General features: G+C 53.4%; 12 protein-coding genes. 7 read left to right on the forward strand and 5 right to left on the reverse strand.

Annotation, left to right across the window (positions count from 1 at the left end; genetic code table 11):
- Window positions 1-482 precede the first annotated feature (482 nt).
- The 6 genes from Q1A43_RS07385 to argE all read left to right on the forward strand — a co-directional run bounded on the left by Q1A43_RS07385 (window position 483) and on the right by argE (window position 10,363).
- Complete coding sequence (locus Q1A43_RS07385; protein WP_299933839.1) at window positions 483-1,814, forward strand: hypothetical protein; 1,332 nt, start codon at window positions 483-485, stop codon at window positions 1,812-1,814.
- Between the two features lie 630 nt (window positions 1,815-2,444).
- On the forward strand, window positions 2,445-4,991 hold the full coding sequence (locus tag Q1A43_RS07390; protein WP_299933841.1) for a DUF1800 family protein: 2,547 nt from the start codon (window positions 2,445-2,447) through the stop codon (window positions 4,989-4,991).
- 12 nt (window positions 4,992-5,003) lie between these two features.
- Complete coding sequence (locus Q1A43_RS07395) at window positions 5,004-6,194, forward strand: DUF1501 domain-containing protein (RefSeq protein WP_299933843.1); 1,191 nt, start codon at window positions 5,004-5,006, stop codon at window positions 6,192-6,194.
- A gap of 452 nt (window positions 6,195-6,646) precedes the next feature.
- On the forward strand, window positions 6,647-8,020 hold the full coding sequence (locus Q1A43_RS07400) for an aspartate aminotransferase family protein (RefSeq protein ID WP_299921667.1): 1,374 nt from the start codon (window positions 6,647-6,649) through the stop codon (window positions 8,018-8,020).
- Complete coding sequence (locus Q1A43_RS07405) at window positions 8,017-9,195, forward strand: M24 family metallopeptidase (RefSeq protein ID WP_299933845.1); 1,179 nt, start codon at window positions 8,017-8,019, stop codon at window positions 9,193-9,195. The genes Q1A43_RS07400 and Q1A43_RS07405 overlap by 4 nt, the downstream gene beginning before the upstream one ends.
- Window positions 9,196-9,199: 4 nt before the next feature.
- The gene (gene argE, locus Q1A43_RS07410) at window positions 9,200-10,363 is read left to right on the forward strand and encodes an acetylornithine deacetylase (protein WP_299933847.1); all 1,164 of its coding nucleotides are present in this window, start codon (window positions 9,200-9,202) and stop codon (window positions 10,361-10,363) included.
- Window positions 10,364-10,578: 215 nt separating this feature from the next.
- Here the strand turns inward: argE and Q1A43_RS07415 are convergent, their stop codons facing one another.
- The 5 genes from Q1A43_RS07415 to Q1A43_RS07435 all read right to left on the reverse strand — a co-directional run bounded on the left by Q1A43_RS07415 (window position 10,579) and on the right by Q1A43_RS07435 (window position 16,350).
- Window positions 10,579-11,469, reverse strand: coding sequence for a hypothetical protein (locus Q1A43_RS07415; protein WP_299933849.1), 891 nt, complete (start codon window positions 11,467-11,469; stop codon window positions 10,579-10,581).
- A 32-nt stretch (window positions 11,470-11,501) separates the two neighbouring features.
- Entirely contained in the window at window positions 11,502-12,911 is a 1,410-nt protein-coding gene (locus tag Q1A43_RS07420; RefSeq protein WP_299933851.1) for a hypothetical protein, read from the reverse strand.
- Window positions 12,912-12,940: 29 nt separating this feature from the next.
- Entirely contained in the window at window positions 12,941-13,963 is a 1,023-nt protein-coding gene (locus tag Q1A43_RS07425; protein ID WP_299933853.1) for a hypothetical protein, read from the reverse strand.
- A gap of 68 nt (window positions 13,964-14,031) precedes the next feature.
- Window positions 14,032-15,216, reverse strand: a complete 1,185-nt coding sequence (locus Q1A43_RS07430; RefSeq protein ID WP_299921673.1) for a hypothetical protein — start codon at window positions 15,214-15,216, stop codon at window positions 14,032-14,034.
- 30 nt (window positions 15,217-15,246) lie between these two features.
- On the reverse strand, window positions 15,247-16,350 hold the full coding sequence (locus Q1A43_RS07435) for a hypothetical protein (RefSeq protein WP_299933855.1): 1,104 nt from the start codon (window positions 16,348-16,350) through the stop codon (window positions 15,247-15,249).
- 226 nt (window positions 16,351-16,576) lie between these two features.
- Between Q1A43_RS07435 and Q1A43_RS07440 the strand changes: the two genes are divergently transcribed.
- Window positions 16,577-16,993 (forward strand): DUF1842 domain-containing protein, encoded by a 417-nt coding sequence (locus Q1A43_RS07440; protein WP_299921675.1) that lies wholly within the window; start codon window positions 16,577-16,579, stop codon window positions 16,991-16,993.
- The last annotated feature ends 42 nt before the right edge of the window (window positions 16,994-17,035 follow it).

Genomic DNA, 17,035 nt, shown 5'->3' on the forward strand with positions numbered 1-17,035 from the left:
TAGGAACGGTTTCTTTCGAGCAGAATTTGCCATGAATGGCACGAGAAATGGCAACAAAGGAACCGAGGATTCACCGCGGTGAAACCGCTTTGACGTCTTTGGAAGACATTGCGTGAAATCTCACGGCCATCTGTTGATGATGAAAGCCTCTGAAAAGTCGGTTGCGGGCGTCCATCTCCGTTTGACTGTTACTTTTTTAGCTGCCTCATAATTGATCCGTCCAATAACCAGGCCCGCTCGAAGAAGATGGGGACAATCCCCGTTATAGGATTTATCCCAAAAATATCAGTGCTGCAGATCAAGCCAAAAGCAGCGTTTCCAACCAAATCTGCTGTTGAAAATGCAGTGTAGCCAAGGTGGGTCATAATATGTGAAGCTTTCACATGTTTGCGGCTCGGGCGTCGCGTTTTTCGTGTCATTCTCTTTCTTTTCCGCGCACCCAATGGGGTGCGCCTGTCTTCTAGCCATGTCGGGAAAATCAATTGGCCACAAAAGAAAACATCGAAACAATCAAACAAGGGATCGATGTTGCACACACCGTGTCCGAACAAGTCAGTGCATGGGCGACGCACGCCAATGAGCTGGCCGAGGCTGGCAAGAGTTTGGGGCGCATCAATCAGGTGATGCAAGGCATGACGGCGTTTGAAGGCGTTTCGGCTGGCTTTGCACTCGCTGGTGCGGGTCTTGAAATCGTCACGATGATCATTGGAGGGCCGTCACCCGATGAGGTCATCATGGAAATGATTGCCGAAGTGTCAAACAAGATTGACCGTTTGTCGGATCACATGGATCACCAGTTTGAAAAAGCACGCACCCATTCGGATCGGGTGAACGCCTATGATTTGGCGATCAAAGAAACGGACGTCATTCTGAATTTAAAGACCCATATCGACAATTGGCGCAACGCTTCCGATGCCGACAAACCTGCGCATTTGCATGTCCTGCTAGAAGAGCACAACGCGCCCGATGTGGTCGAGAACGCGGCCCACAATTTGCACCGCCGCCTGACCGCATCATCGAATTCTGAAAACGTGCTTCGCGCAATTTATGCCGATACTCATGGCGGTATGGGCGATGTGAGCGCGGCCGGGGCTTCTTTGATCGGAGCAATGGTCTATGCGCCTATGGCCTACGCGGTTCTTAGCGCCCTGCGCAATCAAAATGACCCGGACAACAACCCACTCATGTCTCCGGCTGGGATCGCGGCAATCTTTGATGATGAGGCGCAAGAGGTCGCAAATGCCATTCGCGAAGTTTGCGGCGATTGCCTGACCCATGTTGACGCCAATATCACGGCGTTCCTGCCTAGATTTCTGGAAACGGTCAATGTCGGGGATTACGGCAATGCATCCCGGTATATCCGCGACTTTATGGGGGCGCGGTATTACTGGCAATTCACGACTGTTGTCATTTTTGAGCCGGTCACTGGCTGGGACAAGAACGGCTCGATCGGTGGCCAAAATAGGATCGAATTCCTGCGCCATGTCTGTGCTGATGGAACCAAGGCCAGTCTTATCATTTCATGGGGCGATCCGATCCATCTGCTGTTCGAGCGTACTGATGTGGGGCGGATGGATCAGTTGGTGATGAGCGACTATAACAGTAGTGCATCATTTCCCGACACGCGCATTCTGTTGGATGCTTTTCAAAAGTACAAAGAAGGCAATAGCTTGCTAGTTGTGTTGGGGGTTGGAATTCAATGGAACTGGAGTACAAACGCCGCTGGAAGCGTCATCAGTTACGGGCGTGATTTCCATCGCAAATCCGGGGATTACGGTTTGTTTAACTTCGACGCCATCTATCAGTACCAGTGATAAGGCAGCGTTTTCGCGAACCAAATGCAATTGAGCAGACCATTCGAATTGGGCGTTACTGAACAAATGTTGGTCTTTTAAGAGTCTGATGGCCCGCACGTGGTGGCATTGAAGTACAGCAACTAGTTTTCACCACAGATGTGAGGCTCTGGTGATGGCATTAGTCACTGAGTGGAGCCACCACCACTGCGTGCCCGGGAAACCCGACGGTAGACTGACAAGGCAATCGTAGATTGGGTAACTGATTGGTAAGGTCTTTTCTTTCATAGGCTGCCACGCATGGGGGCGGTGGCCCGAAAGGCTGTGGTGCAGGACGTCGGCAGACAGGTTGCGGAGGAGGCAAGTGCACACCGCCACCCTTTCGCCTTTGGAGCAAAGCCGTCTTGGGACAGCGAAAACATGCCTTTGGGTGGTTTGTGCAACGAAATTTCTGCGCACGCGCGCCACACCACCGTCGTTGGATTCAAGGTTGAAGCCTAGCTTTTGGCATCTCTTGACAAAATTCGGCAAAGAAACATTAGTGTCTCAGGAGAAAGAAATTTTCAGATGAGATAGATTTACCAGGTTTATCAGGACGGTTGGCGGGGATTTGTCTCCGATTTCGCCTATTTTAACAGGTGGCATTAAAGAATGGAATTGTTGGACTATATCAGAGAGGCTCCGCTCTACAGATCTGTTTTTAGCGCAGCGCACCCTACTAGGAGCTATGCGGTAGTTTGCTTTGAGAACGAAGCCAAAGAAGCAGGTCGTTGGTTTCGAAAAAACATAGGTGACACGCCGCATTTGGTAAAACTTGCCCCAAAAGGCAGTGTGAAATCCGATAGACGCACCACACTCCCAATTCGTGAGAGACCAGAACTTGCTGTCGTTGTATTTGGAAGCAGCGGGCGTCAAAAAGCTGTAAGGCTGGCTGCCCAGGGCATTTCAGAATTTGCATTCGATTGTGACCAAAAGTTTTCCAATCACAAATTCGACCGGGATGTTTTCAATAAGTATAGAAGCCGCTTCGAGAGGATATTCGCCCATCTTGCTGATGAGGAAAGCAGACTGGTTTTCGCCTCTGTCCTCAAGCACAGGATTACGGGGGACCACGGATATCTTCGTATTTCTCGGTATGCGCAATATCAGCACCCGCAAGTAAAGGCCTGTCCGGGCGAATGGGTAGGTGATTGCGGGGCACTTACTGGCACCACGGCACTTCGTTTTGCCAAGGCCGTTGGCCCGCAGGGCTCTGTTTTTGCTTTTGAACCCGACCCGTTGAACTTCGAGCACCTTACCGAGCGCACGCATACCACCTCAGCACATATAGCCCGAATTGAGTCGTTGAATTTCGGTCTTTCAGACACAGTGGGCGAGATGCGGTTTGAGTCAGGAAACGCGGGCGCAAGTAAATTTCTTGCGAAAGGCGATATTGTTGTTCCGACAAATACGCTTGATCAGTTTTCACAGGACCGTCAGTTGTCGGGGCGTGGAATGCTGAGCTTTGATATTGAAGGTTTCGAATACCCGGCATTGCAAGGCGCGACCAATCTAATCAAAGACCTGCGGCCCAAGCTTCAGATCAGCCTGTATCATAAGAAATCTGATTTATTTCAGCTCCCGCTATGGGTTATCGATGCCTTTGAAGATTGCAAATTATACATGGGCCACCATAGCCCGCATCATTCGGAAACCGATCTTTACGTTCTTCCTGCCCGCACCGATGAATTGAAGCCCAAACCCTTGGGGTGGCGTAAGGCCGAAAATGGCACACCTAGTGTTTGGAAAAGCTCAAAGAGAAAACCCGGTGAGTTCAATTCAATCCTTGCGGAGCGGCGATTTGGATGCGGCCTTTCGCCAACGGTTGAGCCGCCGCAAAGTGTCGATCATATCCTCACAGATTTGGGCAAGCCCGATCCGATCGAGGCTAGCTTTAAGATCGAACGTTTTCCGCAGTTCCTAAAACGGTTGAATGTGCGCCGGCAATTGGGGCATGCGCGTCTCAAGGCGACGGATCAGACCGAGGAAGTTGATGCCCGCATAAAGCTGCGCGATGAGGCCGTCTCTGCGCGCAGAGATCAGATCCACTGGATGCGAAATCACTTCATTCGTCGCGCCTGGACACGAAAGGGGTTTCGCGAACGCCTTTGCTTCTTTTGGGGTGACCATTTCACGGCGTTGGGCAAAACCGGCGTGGGCAGTCGCGGTATGTCGACTTATCTTGAGTCCGCTATTCGCCCCAACATCGCGGGGCGGTTTGGTGACATGCTGATCGCGGCGGTAACGAACCCGTTGATGCTGCAATACCTTGACCAGTTCCACTCTGTAGGACCGAACAGTCGCGCCGCGCTTTTGGATAGTGATGGAGCGCGTGGATTGAATGAGAACCTCGCCCGCGAGGTTCTTGAGCTGCACACATTGGGTGTCGCAGGGAAATACAGTCAAGCGGATGTCACAGAGTTGGCGCGGCTGTTTACCGGTCTAACCTACAGTTTCTCCGAAGGGTTTCTTTACAAGCCGGAATACTCTGAACCCGGTGCCAAGACGGTTTTAGGCGTTACGTACGGCGGCAGTCATGAGGGCTGTTTGGAGGATGTGAAGGCGGTGTTGAATGTGCTCGCCCTTCATCCCCATACGTCGCACCATTTGGCAACAAAGATCGCTGTGCATTTTTTAGGGGATACGCCGGACGCAGGGCTCATTGATCAGATGGCGACACGGTATCTCGAGACAGGCGGATACTTGACAGAAGTATATCGCGTGTTGCTGAGCCACCCGGCAGCTTGGCAAGAGCAATGCCTTAAGGTCAAGAAACCATTCGACTATGTTTCATCTGCATTGCGTGCAATTGCGATCAATACGGATATCACTTCTGCCAAGTCGATTGGTGAAATCCAAAAAACTCTGATGCATCCGATGGCGTTGATGGGCCAACCTTGGGAAGAACCGTTGGGGCCTGATGGTTGGTCTGAGTCCGGGGCCGCTTGGGTGACGCCACAAGGGCTTTCCGCTAGGCTCCAATGGGCGATGTCCACGCCTGTGCTCTACCAACCAAACCTTCCTGACAAGACTGATATTGCCGTTTTCTCCCTTGGTCCCGAAGTGCCGGACCGACTCAAGAAATCGACGGCTCAGGCCAATAGTGCGTGGGAGGCGGTTGGCCTTGCTCTGGGCGCGCCAGAATTTCATTTGATGTAAGGGGTAAACACAATGAACCAAGATCAAATGAATTCGGCCTGCTCGTCTGAGGCCCACCCAGTGATCACTCCCATCTCGATGACAAACGGACCGGGTGACAACCGGCTTGTGGTCATCGTCCTGCGTGGCGGGATGGACGGCCTGTCCGCCATTCAACCCTATGGTGATCCGCATTTCGCCGGTATGAGAGCGCGACTTGCGCAAGAGGAGGCAAAAGGCGCCGCGGATTTGGACGGTTTTTTTGCATTGCACCAAGCTCTCTCGCCGTTAATGGACTTGTGGCAAAAGAAGGAGTTGAGCTTTGCACATGCGGTTTCTACGCCGTATCGCGACAAGCGAAGCCATTTTGATGGTCAAGACCTTCTTGAGGCTGGCACCCTTAACCTCGCCCCGGCAAATGAACGGGAGGGATGGTTAAATCGCATGCTTCAAGGCTTTGGCAACCTAAAGGCCGAGACCGCGTTTTCAATTGGGCGGAGCAATTTGCCGATCCTCGCGGGGGAGGCCCCGGTATCGCAATGGGCCCCCACCGCGGATTTGGTTATTCCCTCAAAGGCCTTGAAGGAAACCCGCGCCCTCATGAAGGGCCACCCGCTTTTTGCAAACGCATTGGATCAAGCCATGCATTTGGCCGACCAAAGCCATGCGCATGGCGACATGTCGTTAGAAGACGTGCAAAAGGCAATGAACAAACAAGTCAATGGTAGCCGAGACACACAGGCAATTGCGCGCTTTGCATCACAGAGGCTTTTGGGAGAAACCCGTATTGCCGCCTTTTCGATCGCAGGGTGGGATACCCATGCAAATCAGGCGGTGAATTTGTCCAAAATGCTTGATCAACTTGCTGCAACCATCCTCACGATCCGTAACGAGCTGGGGTCCGTATGGGACAGGACAACGGTCGTGGCCATGACCGAATTCGGCCGCATGGTGCAAACCAATGGCACAGATGGCACAGATCATGGAACCGGTGGCGCTATGCTATTTGCTGGTGGGGCATTGAATGGTGGCCGGGTTGTGACAGAGTGGCCGGGCTTAGAAAGCTCTGACCTATATGATGGACGGGATTTAAACTCGACAAGAGACGTTCGCAGCCTGACGGCTTGGGTTATGCGGAGCTTGTACGGTTTTGACAAAACCTTTCTCGAAACCGTTGTCTTCCCAGGTATGGAAATGGGCGACGACCCGAAAATCATATCCTAACCGGTCTGTGTGGTCTGACCGGACCTGGCTTTCCAAGTGGTGCTAAACAATATTTTTTGGTGAAACTGGCCTCCAAATTGCACCTCGGCCGACCGTTAAACTGAACTGCTGCGCCTCGTTCGTTTGGCTTCTAGTCAATGCCCTAGAAAAACCGGCAACCAAGAAATGGACAACGGCGGATCGCTCGCTGCGGCTGAAGGCTGCTCTGGAACCAAAGCCGCGTCTATGCAGCCTTCGATACGCTGATCCTCTTTTCCCACGTTTTTATGGTTCCAAATCAAAACAATCTTTCCTATGCTTTCGCTACCTTGGCAATAAAGGCATTGCGCGCTGCTGCTTGGGTGAGAGGAGCTTCCCGCCCTTGATGAGGACCAACCCAAATTGGCCTCTGCGCGCAAAAGGCTCCTTCCATATGACATTGATCCGCTTGGATCATCACAAGGAGGCTAGCAATGCTGCACAATGACAAACTGGAAGAATGGGATAGAGAGAACTTCTTTCATCCTTCAACGCATCTCGCGGAATTCGCACGGGGAAATATCCCTCAGCGGGTGATCAAGGGGGGATCGGGCTGTCATATCGAGGACAGGGATGGCAATCGGATGCTCGATGCCTTTGCCGGGCTGTATTGTGTTAATGTCGGGTACGGTCGAACGGAAATCGCCGAGGCGATCGCGGATCAGGCAAAGGAGTTGGCCTATTATCATTCCTACGTCGGGCATGGTACCGAGGCGTCGATAACCCTTGCGAAAATGGTGCTGGATCGCGCTCCGGATCACATGTCAAAGGTGTATTTCGGACTATCTGGGTCGGATGCAAATGAAACCAACGTCAAGTTAATTTGGTACTACAACAACATTCTGGGACGGCCTGAAAAGAAGAAAATCATATCGCGATGGCGCGGCTACCATGGATCCGGTCTGATGACCGGTTCGCTGACTGGACTAGAGCTGTTTCACAAAAAATTTGATCTACCCTTGGCCCAGGTTTTACACACCGAAGCGCCGGATTACTTCCGCCGCGCCGATCTTGGACAATCGGAAGCCGAATTTGTTGCGCATTGCGTGGCCAAACTCGAAGAGATGATTGAACACGAAGGGGCCGAGACCATCGCAGCCTTCATCGGTGAACCCGTTCTCGGGACTGGCGGCATTGTTCCTCCGCCTGCAGGCTATTGGCCCGCCATTCAGGCGGTTCTGGACAAACATGACATCTTGTTGGTAGCCGACGAAGTTGTCACCGGCTTTGGTCGCTTGGGGACGATGTTTGGCTCTGATCACTACGATATGAAGCCCGATCTGATCACGATCGCCAAGGGTTTGACCTCGGCATACGCCCCTTTGTCCGGGTCTATCGTGTCGGACAGGATGTGGCGTGTTCTTGAACAGGGGACGGACGAAAACGGACCCATCGGCCATGGTTGGACTTATTCCGCACACCCAATTGGGGCGGCTGCCGGGGTTGCCAATCTTCGATTGATCGACACGCTTAGCTTGGTCGAAAACGCGGGAACAGTCGGCGGACAGTTGAACGCTAAAATGCGCGATGCATTGGCTGATCATCCGCAAGTCGGTGATGTACGCGGGACCGGTATGTTATGCGCCGTTGAGTTTGTAAAAGATAAGACAGACCGCGTCTTTTACGATGCGGCAGACAAGATCGGACCACAGATCGCGGCGAAGCTTATGGAACAGAACAGCATCATTGCGCGGGCGATGCCGCAGGGGGATATCCTCGGGTTCGCTCCGCCGTTTTGTCTTACCTCGGACGAGGCCGATGACATCGTTGTAGCGACGGCAAATGCCGTAAAGGCAGTGCTGGGATGACAAACGCACCATTTGGCAAAGACGAATATAACCGCCGCGTCGAGTTGACCCGTGCCTCAATGCAGGACGCCGGGCTTGATGCGATCTTTATCACCGACCCGTCTAATCAGGCATGGCTAACCGGCTACGATGGTTGGTCTTTTTACGTTCATCAAGGCGTCATCCTCACCCAAACAGGCGAGCCGATCTGGTGGGGGCGCCACATGGATATGCTCGGTGGGCGGCGCACCTGTTGGATGGATCAGGCCAATATCCTTGGCTATGGCGACCATTACGTTCAATCGACCCAAATCCACCCGATGCAAGACCTTGCCCAAGTGCTTACCAAGCGCGGCCTTGAGAACGCCAAAATCGGTGTCGAGATGGAGAACTATTATTACTCCGCCAAGGCACATGACGTGCTAAAAACAGAGCTTCCCAATGCTCAACTGACCGATGCGACAGGTCTTGTGAATTGGCAACGACTAGTAAAGTCAGATGCCGAGATTGGCTTTATTCGCAAGGCTGCGCGCATTTCCGAAAAGGTGATGCAGGTTGCCCTTGAACGTGCCGCACCGGGTGTGCGCAAGAATGATCTGGTCGCCGATATCATGCATGCGGGAATAACGGGAGTCGGTGACGATTGGGGCGATTACCCCGCCATTGTGCCACTGACACCCTCGGGCCTTGATGCAACTGCCGCGCACTTGACTTGGAATGGTGATCCTATGCGCGGAGGAGAGGCCACGTTCTTTGAGCTTTCTGGCTGCTATCGCCGCTACCATGCACCGCTGTGTCGAACGATCTACCTTGGTACGCCACCGGATGAGATGAAGCGCGCCGAGGACGCGCAGCTTGCGGGCATCGCCGCGGGTTTAGAGATGGCACGCGCAGGCAATCGCACCTGCGACATCGCAAACGCCTTTATGGATGTGATGGCCAAACACGGCATCGAACGCGCGGGGCGAATGGGTTATCCGATTGGCCTAAGCTATCCGCCGGATTGGGGGGAACGCACGGCCTCTATCCGCGCCGAGGATGAAACCGTTTTGCAGCCCGGAATGGTGTTTCATTTTATGCCTGCACTCTGGATGGAGACTTGGGGGCTTGAGACGACGGAGACGATCTTGATTACCGAAGATGGGCCAGCAAAACCGTTTTGCGACATTGAGCGCAAGCTTTTCGTGAAGGCGTAGCCACGTGCTTGCGAGAACGATCGACATCCTCGGTGACCTGATTGCCTTTCCGACAGTCTCGGCCGACAGCAATCTTGCGATGATCGACTATGTTGCGTCGCATCTCGAAGAATGCGGTGCGGCGGTGCATCTGTTGCGCGATCCCAGCGGGTCAAAGGCAAATCTTTTCGCCACACTGGGGCCACAAAAAGACGGTGGGATTGTGCTGTCTGGGCATAGCGACGTTGTGCCCGTCACAGATCAAGATTGGTCGTTTGATCCTTTCCAAATGACCAAACGGGACGGTCGCCTTTATGGGCGTGGTAGCTGCGATATGAAGGGGTTCATCGCCGCCGTGATCGCTATGGCTCCGACCTTTGCGCAGGCCGTGCAGGACCGGCCGCTGCATTTCGCATTTACCTATGATGAAGAGGTCGGGTGCATCGGGGCCGGCCATCTTGCTCAGTCTCTTGGCGATATAGGGATCACCCCCAGCGTCGCTATTATCGGCGAGCCGACTGAAATGCGTATTATCGAAGGGCACAAAGGGTGTTACGAATATACGACGAAATTCCAAGGGCTTGAGGGTCACGGCTCTGCGCCTGATCTAGGTGTCAATGCCGTTGAATACGCCACGCGCTACGTGGCTTTTTTGCTTGATCTCAAAGACCAACTACGCACGATGGCCCAGCCAGACAGCCCGTTTGACCCACCTTGGACGACGGTTAACGTTGGTGCCTTGACTGGTGGGACTGTGCACAACGTCATAGCGCCCAAAGCGCAGGTGAATTGGGAAATGCGCCCGGTTCAAAAACGCGATGCCGACTTTGTAAAGTCGCGCCTCCAAGATTATTGCCGCGAGGTGTTGCTCCCCAAGATGCAGGCTGTCTTTCCCGAAGCGTCTATCCAAACTGAAGTGGTCGGTGAAGTTGATGGGCTTGTCCCGACCTTGGAAAACGAAGCGCGCCAGATCGTGGCCTCCTTAACTGGACAAAACGACGCTGGGGTCGTGCCTTTCGGAACCGAAGCAGGCATATTTCAGAACATCGGTATGGACGTAGTCATTTGTGGGCCGGGCTCTATCGAACAGGCGCACAAAGCCGACGAGTACATTGCAGTGGATCAGTTAGAGCAATGTCTTGGCATGCTCAAAAACTTGGCCACCAACTTTGACGAAACTGGGCAATAAACAGTGGAACCTTTGCAGCGCAAAGTAGAAATCCGGTGACTTAAAGAGGCACTCTTTGCAAAGGTTTCTGATCGAAATTTCTGTCCCTCGGATGTCAGGTTGCGAAGAGGATTTGACGGAGAAGAAGGTCAGAAACGCGTGAAAAAGGTCGCCTTTTGAAGGCTCTGCCCGGACTTAGTCGGACGGAACAATGCGCGCGCCATGAATAGTGTCTACTAGTCAGGATTGGGCGAAAACGGCAATGCTTGGGACACCATGCCAAACAAATAGAGCTCTGGAGGTTTTTTCTTTGGGTGCTGGCGAAGTTTTTCGTCGGCTGGAAAGCAAAAGGGGCCGATTGCTGCGTCCGAGGCGGCTCCAGATTTGAGAAGCATTTCGTCTTCGGTGGCGAACTTGGCCGAGACGCTAAGCGTCTGACCTATCAGAAATCCAGTGACGACAAGCGGAAAGAGACCGGTGTTTGATGCGTTGATTTTGCCATTGGACACAAAGCCAGCAGGCTGCCCCGGCAGTGACCAGCCTCTGGTTTTGAAAAGGGCCATATCCAGCCAAGGCCGTGAAATGTTGACCTGCAAAACGGAAATTGTAACCTTTTCAACCTCGGTTTCAGGCCGGGCAGGGCGCGCGCCTGTTTCGTTGAACAATTGCAAAGCCAAAGGTTTGCCGGGGTCAAGGGTTTGGAACTGATGTCCCAAACCGGTCAATTTATGCCTTTTAGGGTGAAATACCGCTTCTTCAAAGCCTTCCACATTGGGTTTCATCCAATCTTGGGGCAGAGCGGAAACGGCGCGCCATTGCGATGGGGCGACGGAAAGCGTTGACAGGGCCGCCTCTTGAAAGACCTGCCGCGCGTCATTGATCAACAGGTTTGCGAAACTATGGTCTCCACCTCCGTCCGCCCCTTTCAGGACATCCCCATAGGTTTGTTCACAAGAGGCTCCCGCTTCGTACTCCTGTGTCAGCAACGGGATCGGATCGACCAGCGAACGCAGCGCATAGGCCGAGGCAAAATTTCCGTTACTATTGGTCGGGGAGTAAGCATTTTCATAAGTGGCGCGACGGAGCCTGTATGGTGTCGGCATGAGCTGAAGAATGGGGTTGGTCATGGCATCGGTCTCCGTCGCGCTAGGGTTATGGGTCAGCCAGCTTCTGGCGGACTTAGCGGTGTGATGTGGTTCACAAAGGCCACGATCTGGGGATCGGGCATACTTAGGGTGCCGCCGCTGAACGTGCTGGTCGATGTGCTGTGGGACGAACTGCTGGAACTTGAGCCACCCGAATGGAACGGCCCAAAGTTGCAGCCGCCACTGGCTGAAACCGCGGTGCTCATAGCGTCGCTATCCTGCGTTGTCCAATTGGCCGTGATGGACAGATCTTTGACAATGACAAAGGCCGTTGGCACCACAGGCATCTCTTGATGGCCTTTGGTAAGCGCCTGAGAGATGGCTTTTAGATTGCCTTCTGAGACCCATCCTTTGGGCTGGCCCAACAGTTTCCAATCATTCAGGTTGAAGAGTGAGGAGCTGTACCAGGGGCGTTCAATCGTGACGGTCATCATTTGACCGGTGATCGACAGGTTGTTGCCCTGCATGTGATGGGATTTATGGGTGGTTTTTCCAGCGGATTTCTCAGACCAACCAATCAGGCCGAGGAAAGATGATCCGGCGGATTCCTGATATTGTGCCATATAGGAACTGTCGGATGTGTGGAGATAGTTGCTGTTGAGCGAGAAGCTCATCCAACCCTCGGCCTTATTGCTGTCATAAAAATTTGAAGGTGACGCAGAGGTCAGCCACCAAGGGCCACCCCCGGGAACAAGTGCCTCTTGTTGGGACGATGCCATAAGGGATTTGGTGTCATTGATGACATTGGCAACGATGTTGTTATCACTAGACGCCAGAAAAGCGAGGACCTCTTCGACTTCGGATTTCGCCCCGAGATTGTTCCAGTTTTCCCAAGCCGTCTGGATGGCGTTTTCAAGTATAGGAACCTTTGCTTCGAACTTTTCCTGCTGCTTTGGTTTGCTCAGGTCATAGTTGAGGAAGGTGGCGCGATAATTCGCGAGGGCATCTGCATAGTTCTTTTGGTATTTGAGATACTCCGTATAAGTCGGGCTGGGCCCTTGGCTGATTTTAGACTTTCCGGTGAGCGGATCGGTGGTCTTGACCTCGGAATGGAGAAATTTCATTGCGTTTTTGTATTCCGCAATGTCTTTCTTTGACGGCTCAACCGTCGCGTCCGCGCCGTCAACAATTTCCTTAAAGAGCTTGCCCACCGCGTTGCCGGACGGTGTGTAAACCGGGGTGATACCGCCGGTGATGTTGAACCGATCATAAAACGCCTCGGCGCTGGTCAGATCACCGGCCGGGTTGTTTGGGCTGGCCATGTTCTTGAAATCACTCAGGTTGATGGACCCATCTGTGACAAGCTGAACGAGGGTTTTGGACGGGTCATTGACCGCCGGGCTGTTGCCGGTGGAATAGGTGACCATTTCAAAGATCCGGTCGTAAAAGGCTTGCATCACCTTGAGTTCTTGTGCCTTGTCCATTGGTTTTCTCCTTGGGTTTTTAGGGTGGTTCACAAAAGAACGAGCAGCAGGGCATCATCCAAAAGTGCATCAACGGCCAAATCGCCAACGGCCTCTTCACCTGCTGTGGCGGCGATATCGAGCCCGCCGTCTTCAACAGCAGTTTCGCCGATCTCTGCGCCTGCTTCGTCAAGTTGGGCTTCGGCCACATCGGGCACTTCGTCGACACCAAGATCATCGGCTTGAAGTGCGCGTAGCGCGTCCGCCGCCTCTTCCATGGTCTCTCCGGTTTCCCCCATCTGGGTTTCGATTTCCGATTGCTGAAGTGTCGCGACCTCGCCTTGGGATTCGCTCATTTCCGAGATTTCGGGGCTGAGTTCGCCGCGGACATTCATCACCTCGGCCTCATCGCCGGCCTCTTGGGCCTTGGTCGCTTTTTTAATCAGGTCGTAGATCATGAAGGCCTGATTGATCTGACCCATATATTTGGCGATCAAATTGAACGTCTTCATGAAAGAGCTTTCATGTTTGGACGTTTTGGGGGCCGCGGGAGGAACAACCAACCCGGTGATCTTTTTGCCTAAATAGGTGCCCATAAAGGCCGGAACCCGGTTGGTCGCATTGGTTTTGTTCGAACTGTTGTCGCCTTTTTTGCCGGGGGGCGTGGCCATGTAGAACAGGAGATTGGCCTCACTGAAGGTCATGTTTAGAAACGAAAACGTGACCTTTGGCTCGGCGACACCATCCATCGTGACACTGCCATCCTTGCCGATCACCAACAGAGGGCCATCCGACCAATCTGTTTCACCTTTGGGGCAAACCTGTGTGTGATAGGTGCCGGCCCAATGGGCGGGTTCGGATAAGATGGGTTTGCCATATTGCGCCACCTGATCAATGGTGCAGCTATAGCCTTTTTGAACCAAGAAATTGTCGAGTTCGGCCGTGCTGAATTTCGGGTTGATCTGAATGATCTTACGCTCGGCTGCGATAAAAGCGTTGAGCAATTTGATATTGGAGGCAAGCGCCGTCGCGAAAGACTTCGCTGCCGTAATGGCTGCGGGTGAATCTGTCATGGGTCTGATCCTGATTGAGAGGAGGGGCGGTGTCCGGAGGGAGGAGGCCAGACACCGCGGAGATAAGGTTAGATGAAGTCTTCGGCCCCGGTGGTTAGAATGTCTTCGCCATCCTCCATGGCACCGCCTTCGCCTTCCTCACCTTCTTCGCCTTCGCCTGAGACGGTATTGGGCTCTTCACCCTCGGCCTCAACCTCACTTTCGATGGCGTCTTGGGCGACCTCGGACTCTTCTTCAGACAGCTCCAGGTCTTCCATATCCGAAGGCGGTTCCATATCGGGGAGCTCTTCAGGTTCCAAAGAAGGAGAGGCATCCTCAGATCCGATTTCGAACTCCTCGTCCGACATTTCCTCGACTGGCTCGCGCACATCCTCGGCTTGATCCGCCGCCTGATCACCGGCCTTCTCGCTGACCTCTTGATCGTCCTCGGCCTTCTTCAGCTTGTCCTCATCGGCCTTGCTGCCTTCGCCACTGTCGATTTTCTTCTTCAGCTCTTGAATCTCTTTTCCGGTCTTATAAAGCATGCCAATATTCACGGCCATGAACAGCGCCTGACTGACCATGTTGATAATTTGATTGGCATATTCCAACGTCTTAAGGCTTGAGCTGGTCTGTGGCGGGGCCTTTTTTGTCGCGCCTTGGCCTTGTTCGCTTTTGGGATCAACGAGCACACCGGCGTAGGTGTATTTTGTGCCGCCCTCTGTGATTATACCGGCAAAAGAGCGCCGGGCTTTGCCCGCCACATTGCGCACGCCCATGATCAGACGCCCAGACGTTGCGTTAAGCCCATCCGAGCTGTCCCAGCTCAGAACCAGCTGATTGAACTTGTAGTTAATGAGCTCGGCCTTGGCGACAGAGACAAAGGGCGCGACATTATTCTTGCCCGAACCAACAACCGAAACCACGCTGCCTTCTTCGCTGGATGAGCTGCCAGAAGTCGAGCGCGTGGTTTTATAAAGCCCTGACCAGTAATAGATTTTGTACGCCGGAAGTTTTTGCTGCGCCTGAATCACATAATCATAGGTCGTATTAAAATCATCGACCTTATTGAGGCTTTTCTGAGCGATGAAATTGTCCATTATCTGAACTTCATACGTCTTGTCTTGCAACGCTTTGGTCAGCGTGTCGAACCAGCCAAGCAACAGGGTTTTGTCCTGCACCATCTTCAGAGCAAAGCGATTGGCATCTTTGATCAACTTGGGGTCGTCGAGTTTGGGTTTCGTTTTGGGCGCATCGGTTGCGGTCATCGCCATTGTCTCTCTCCGTGTTTTGAAATCTGGGGGTTAGTCTTCTTCTGGCATCGCTAGGACGCTGCTATCGACGTCGACACCTCCGCCTTCGCCCTCCGGGCCTTCGCGAACGACTACCGGGCTAGGGTCTGCTTGCTCGGCCAAGGCGGCGGCGGCGTCACGTTGTTCGCCGACCTGCTGTTCGGCTGCTGCCGCCCGAAGCCCAGCGCGGGCATCGGCCACATCGGGCAGGGGAGCCGCCGCGTCGTTTGCGCGGACAGCTTGATCAAATTGTGCGTCCGGAATGTCCCTGACCTGTTGCGCGGCATCCTGAACATTGTCCGCCTGACCAGCCTGGGCCGCGGCGGCATCCTGATCGTCTTGCTGGGCCTGTAGCGCGTCTTGTTGGTCTTGTTGGTTGTCTGGATTGTCTCTGGCTGCTCGCTCTTTTTCCGCCCGGTCGAGGTTTTTCTCTTTCCACTGCTTGCCGATCCAAAGCATCGCGGCAACGGCGCCAACCATCGCAACGATTGACCCCAATGCCGTAATCAGCGGCAGAAGTTCGACAAGGCCAGGGGGCAAGAGTTTCTTGTCTTTTTCACTCACATCTCCTGAAGTTTCCGTGCCGATTACCAGGTGCTTTTTGTCATCGCTATCTGTCCAAGTGCCGGAAAAGACCCGTTCGGTGGTGTTGGTTTGGGTCGGAATGAGATTGAAGATCAGCTTGCCAGCGCTGTTTTGAACTCCCGATTTATCCCATTGCAGTGTCAGGGCTTTGAAACTCGGATCGATGATTTCAGATCGTCCGAGACCAATATGATAGGGTTTGTCCGGGTCTAATGTGGCGGCAATAACAAGCGTCGGCCCCGTGCTCTTGGCCTGAGTTTTGGGGTCAATGAGCGTGGTTTTGTAGAACCCGTTCCAATACATCAGTGTGTAGACTTGCATGACCTGCTGAGAGGCCAGCACCGCGTCGTAATCGGTGGCGTAATCCGCCATGCCATTTTGCGATTTGGTCTGAATAAAGCCGTTGGCTGCGGTGATCATCGCATCGGGGGTGGGATATTTCTTGGCGAGCAGGGTCGCAAAGGAAATGAGCATCCCTTTGTTGGTCAGCAGATCGGTATTGAATTTCAAGGCTTCGCTGTTCTTCGACATCTTCCGTCTCCCTTGGCGATTTTCGGTGTTGAGAAAACGCTAGTCGGCGAGCGGCACCGGAGTCGTGAAGGAAACCCGAAAAAAAGACGAAAGCTCGGACAGGAAAATTTCGTGAATTCTTCGGATCAATTTCAGGCGTTCAGATTTGCGGCAGGGCAGGGTGCCAGTGACCAGATCACTTGGGTCTGGCCCGAACAACCACACGCAAGAAACAGGGAAAAAAACCATGGACGCTAAAGTTGAAAATACCGCAACCGGGCTGTTTCCAGTCCATTATCGCTGCTCAACCGGAATGGCCGGAGCACCGGAGTTAACGTTGTCATTGATGGTGAACACCCCCAATCGGATGGTGTCCGGCATCGGCAGTGTCACGCAAGCAATCCTGCCATCAAACATTGTGACGGCGCAGCTCACCGGGAGCTATCAGGAATACTCTGACGTCAATGGGCCAAACTATATTGTTTCGCTCGATGGCTACGCACCGGTTGTAGTCAACAACGACACAAGCCCGGTTTTGCAGGTCGAGATGACGCTTGTCGGCGGTTGGGAAACTGGCACCGCGAATTTCAGTTTCCGCCGTGCGCCGCAGGGCCCGACGACCCACATCACCGACGCCAAAGTCACGTTGGTCACCCAGAGCTGATTGGCTGCCTGAAAACCTGTGATCCAAGAAAAGGACAATAGT

The organism is uncultured Pelagimonas sp. (genome assembly GCF_947498515.1).
Taxonomy (GTDB): domain Bacteria; phylum Pseudomonadota; class Alphaproteobacteria; order Rhodobacterales; family Rhodobacteraceae; genus Pelagimonas.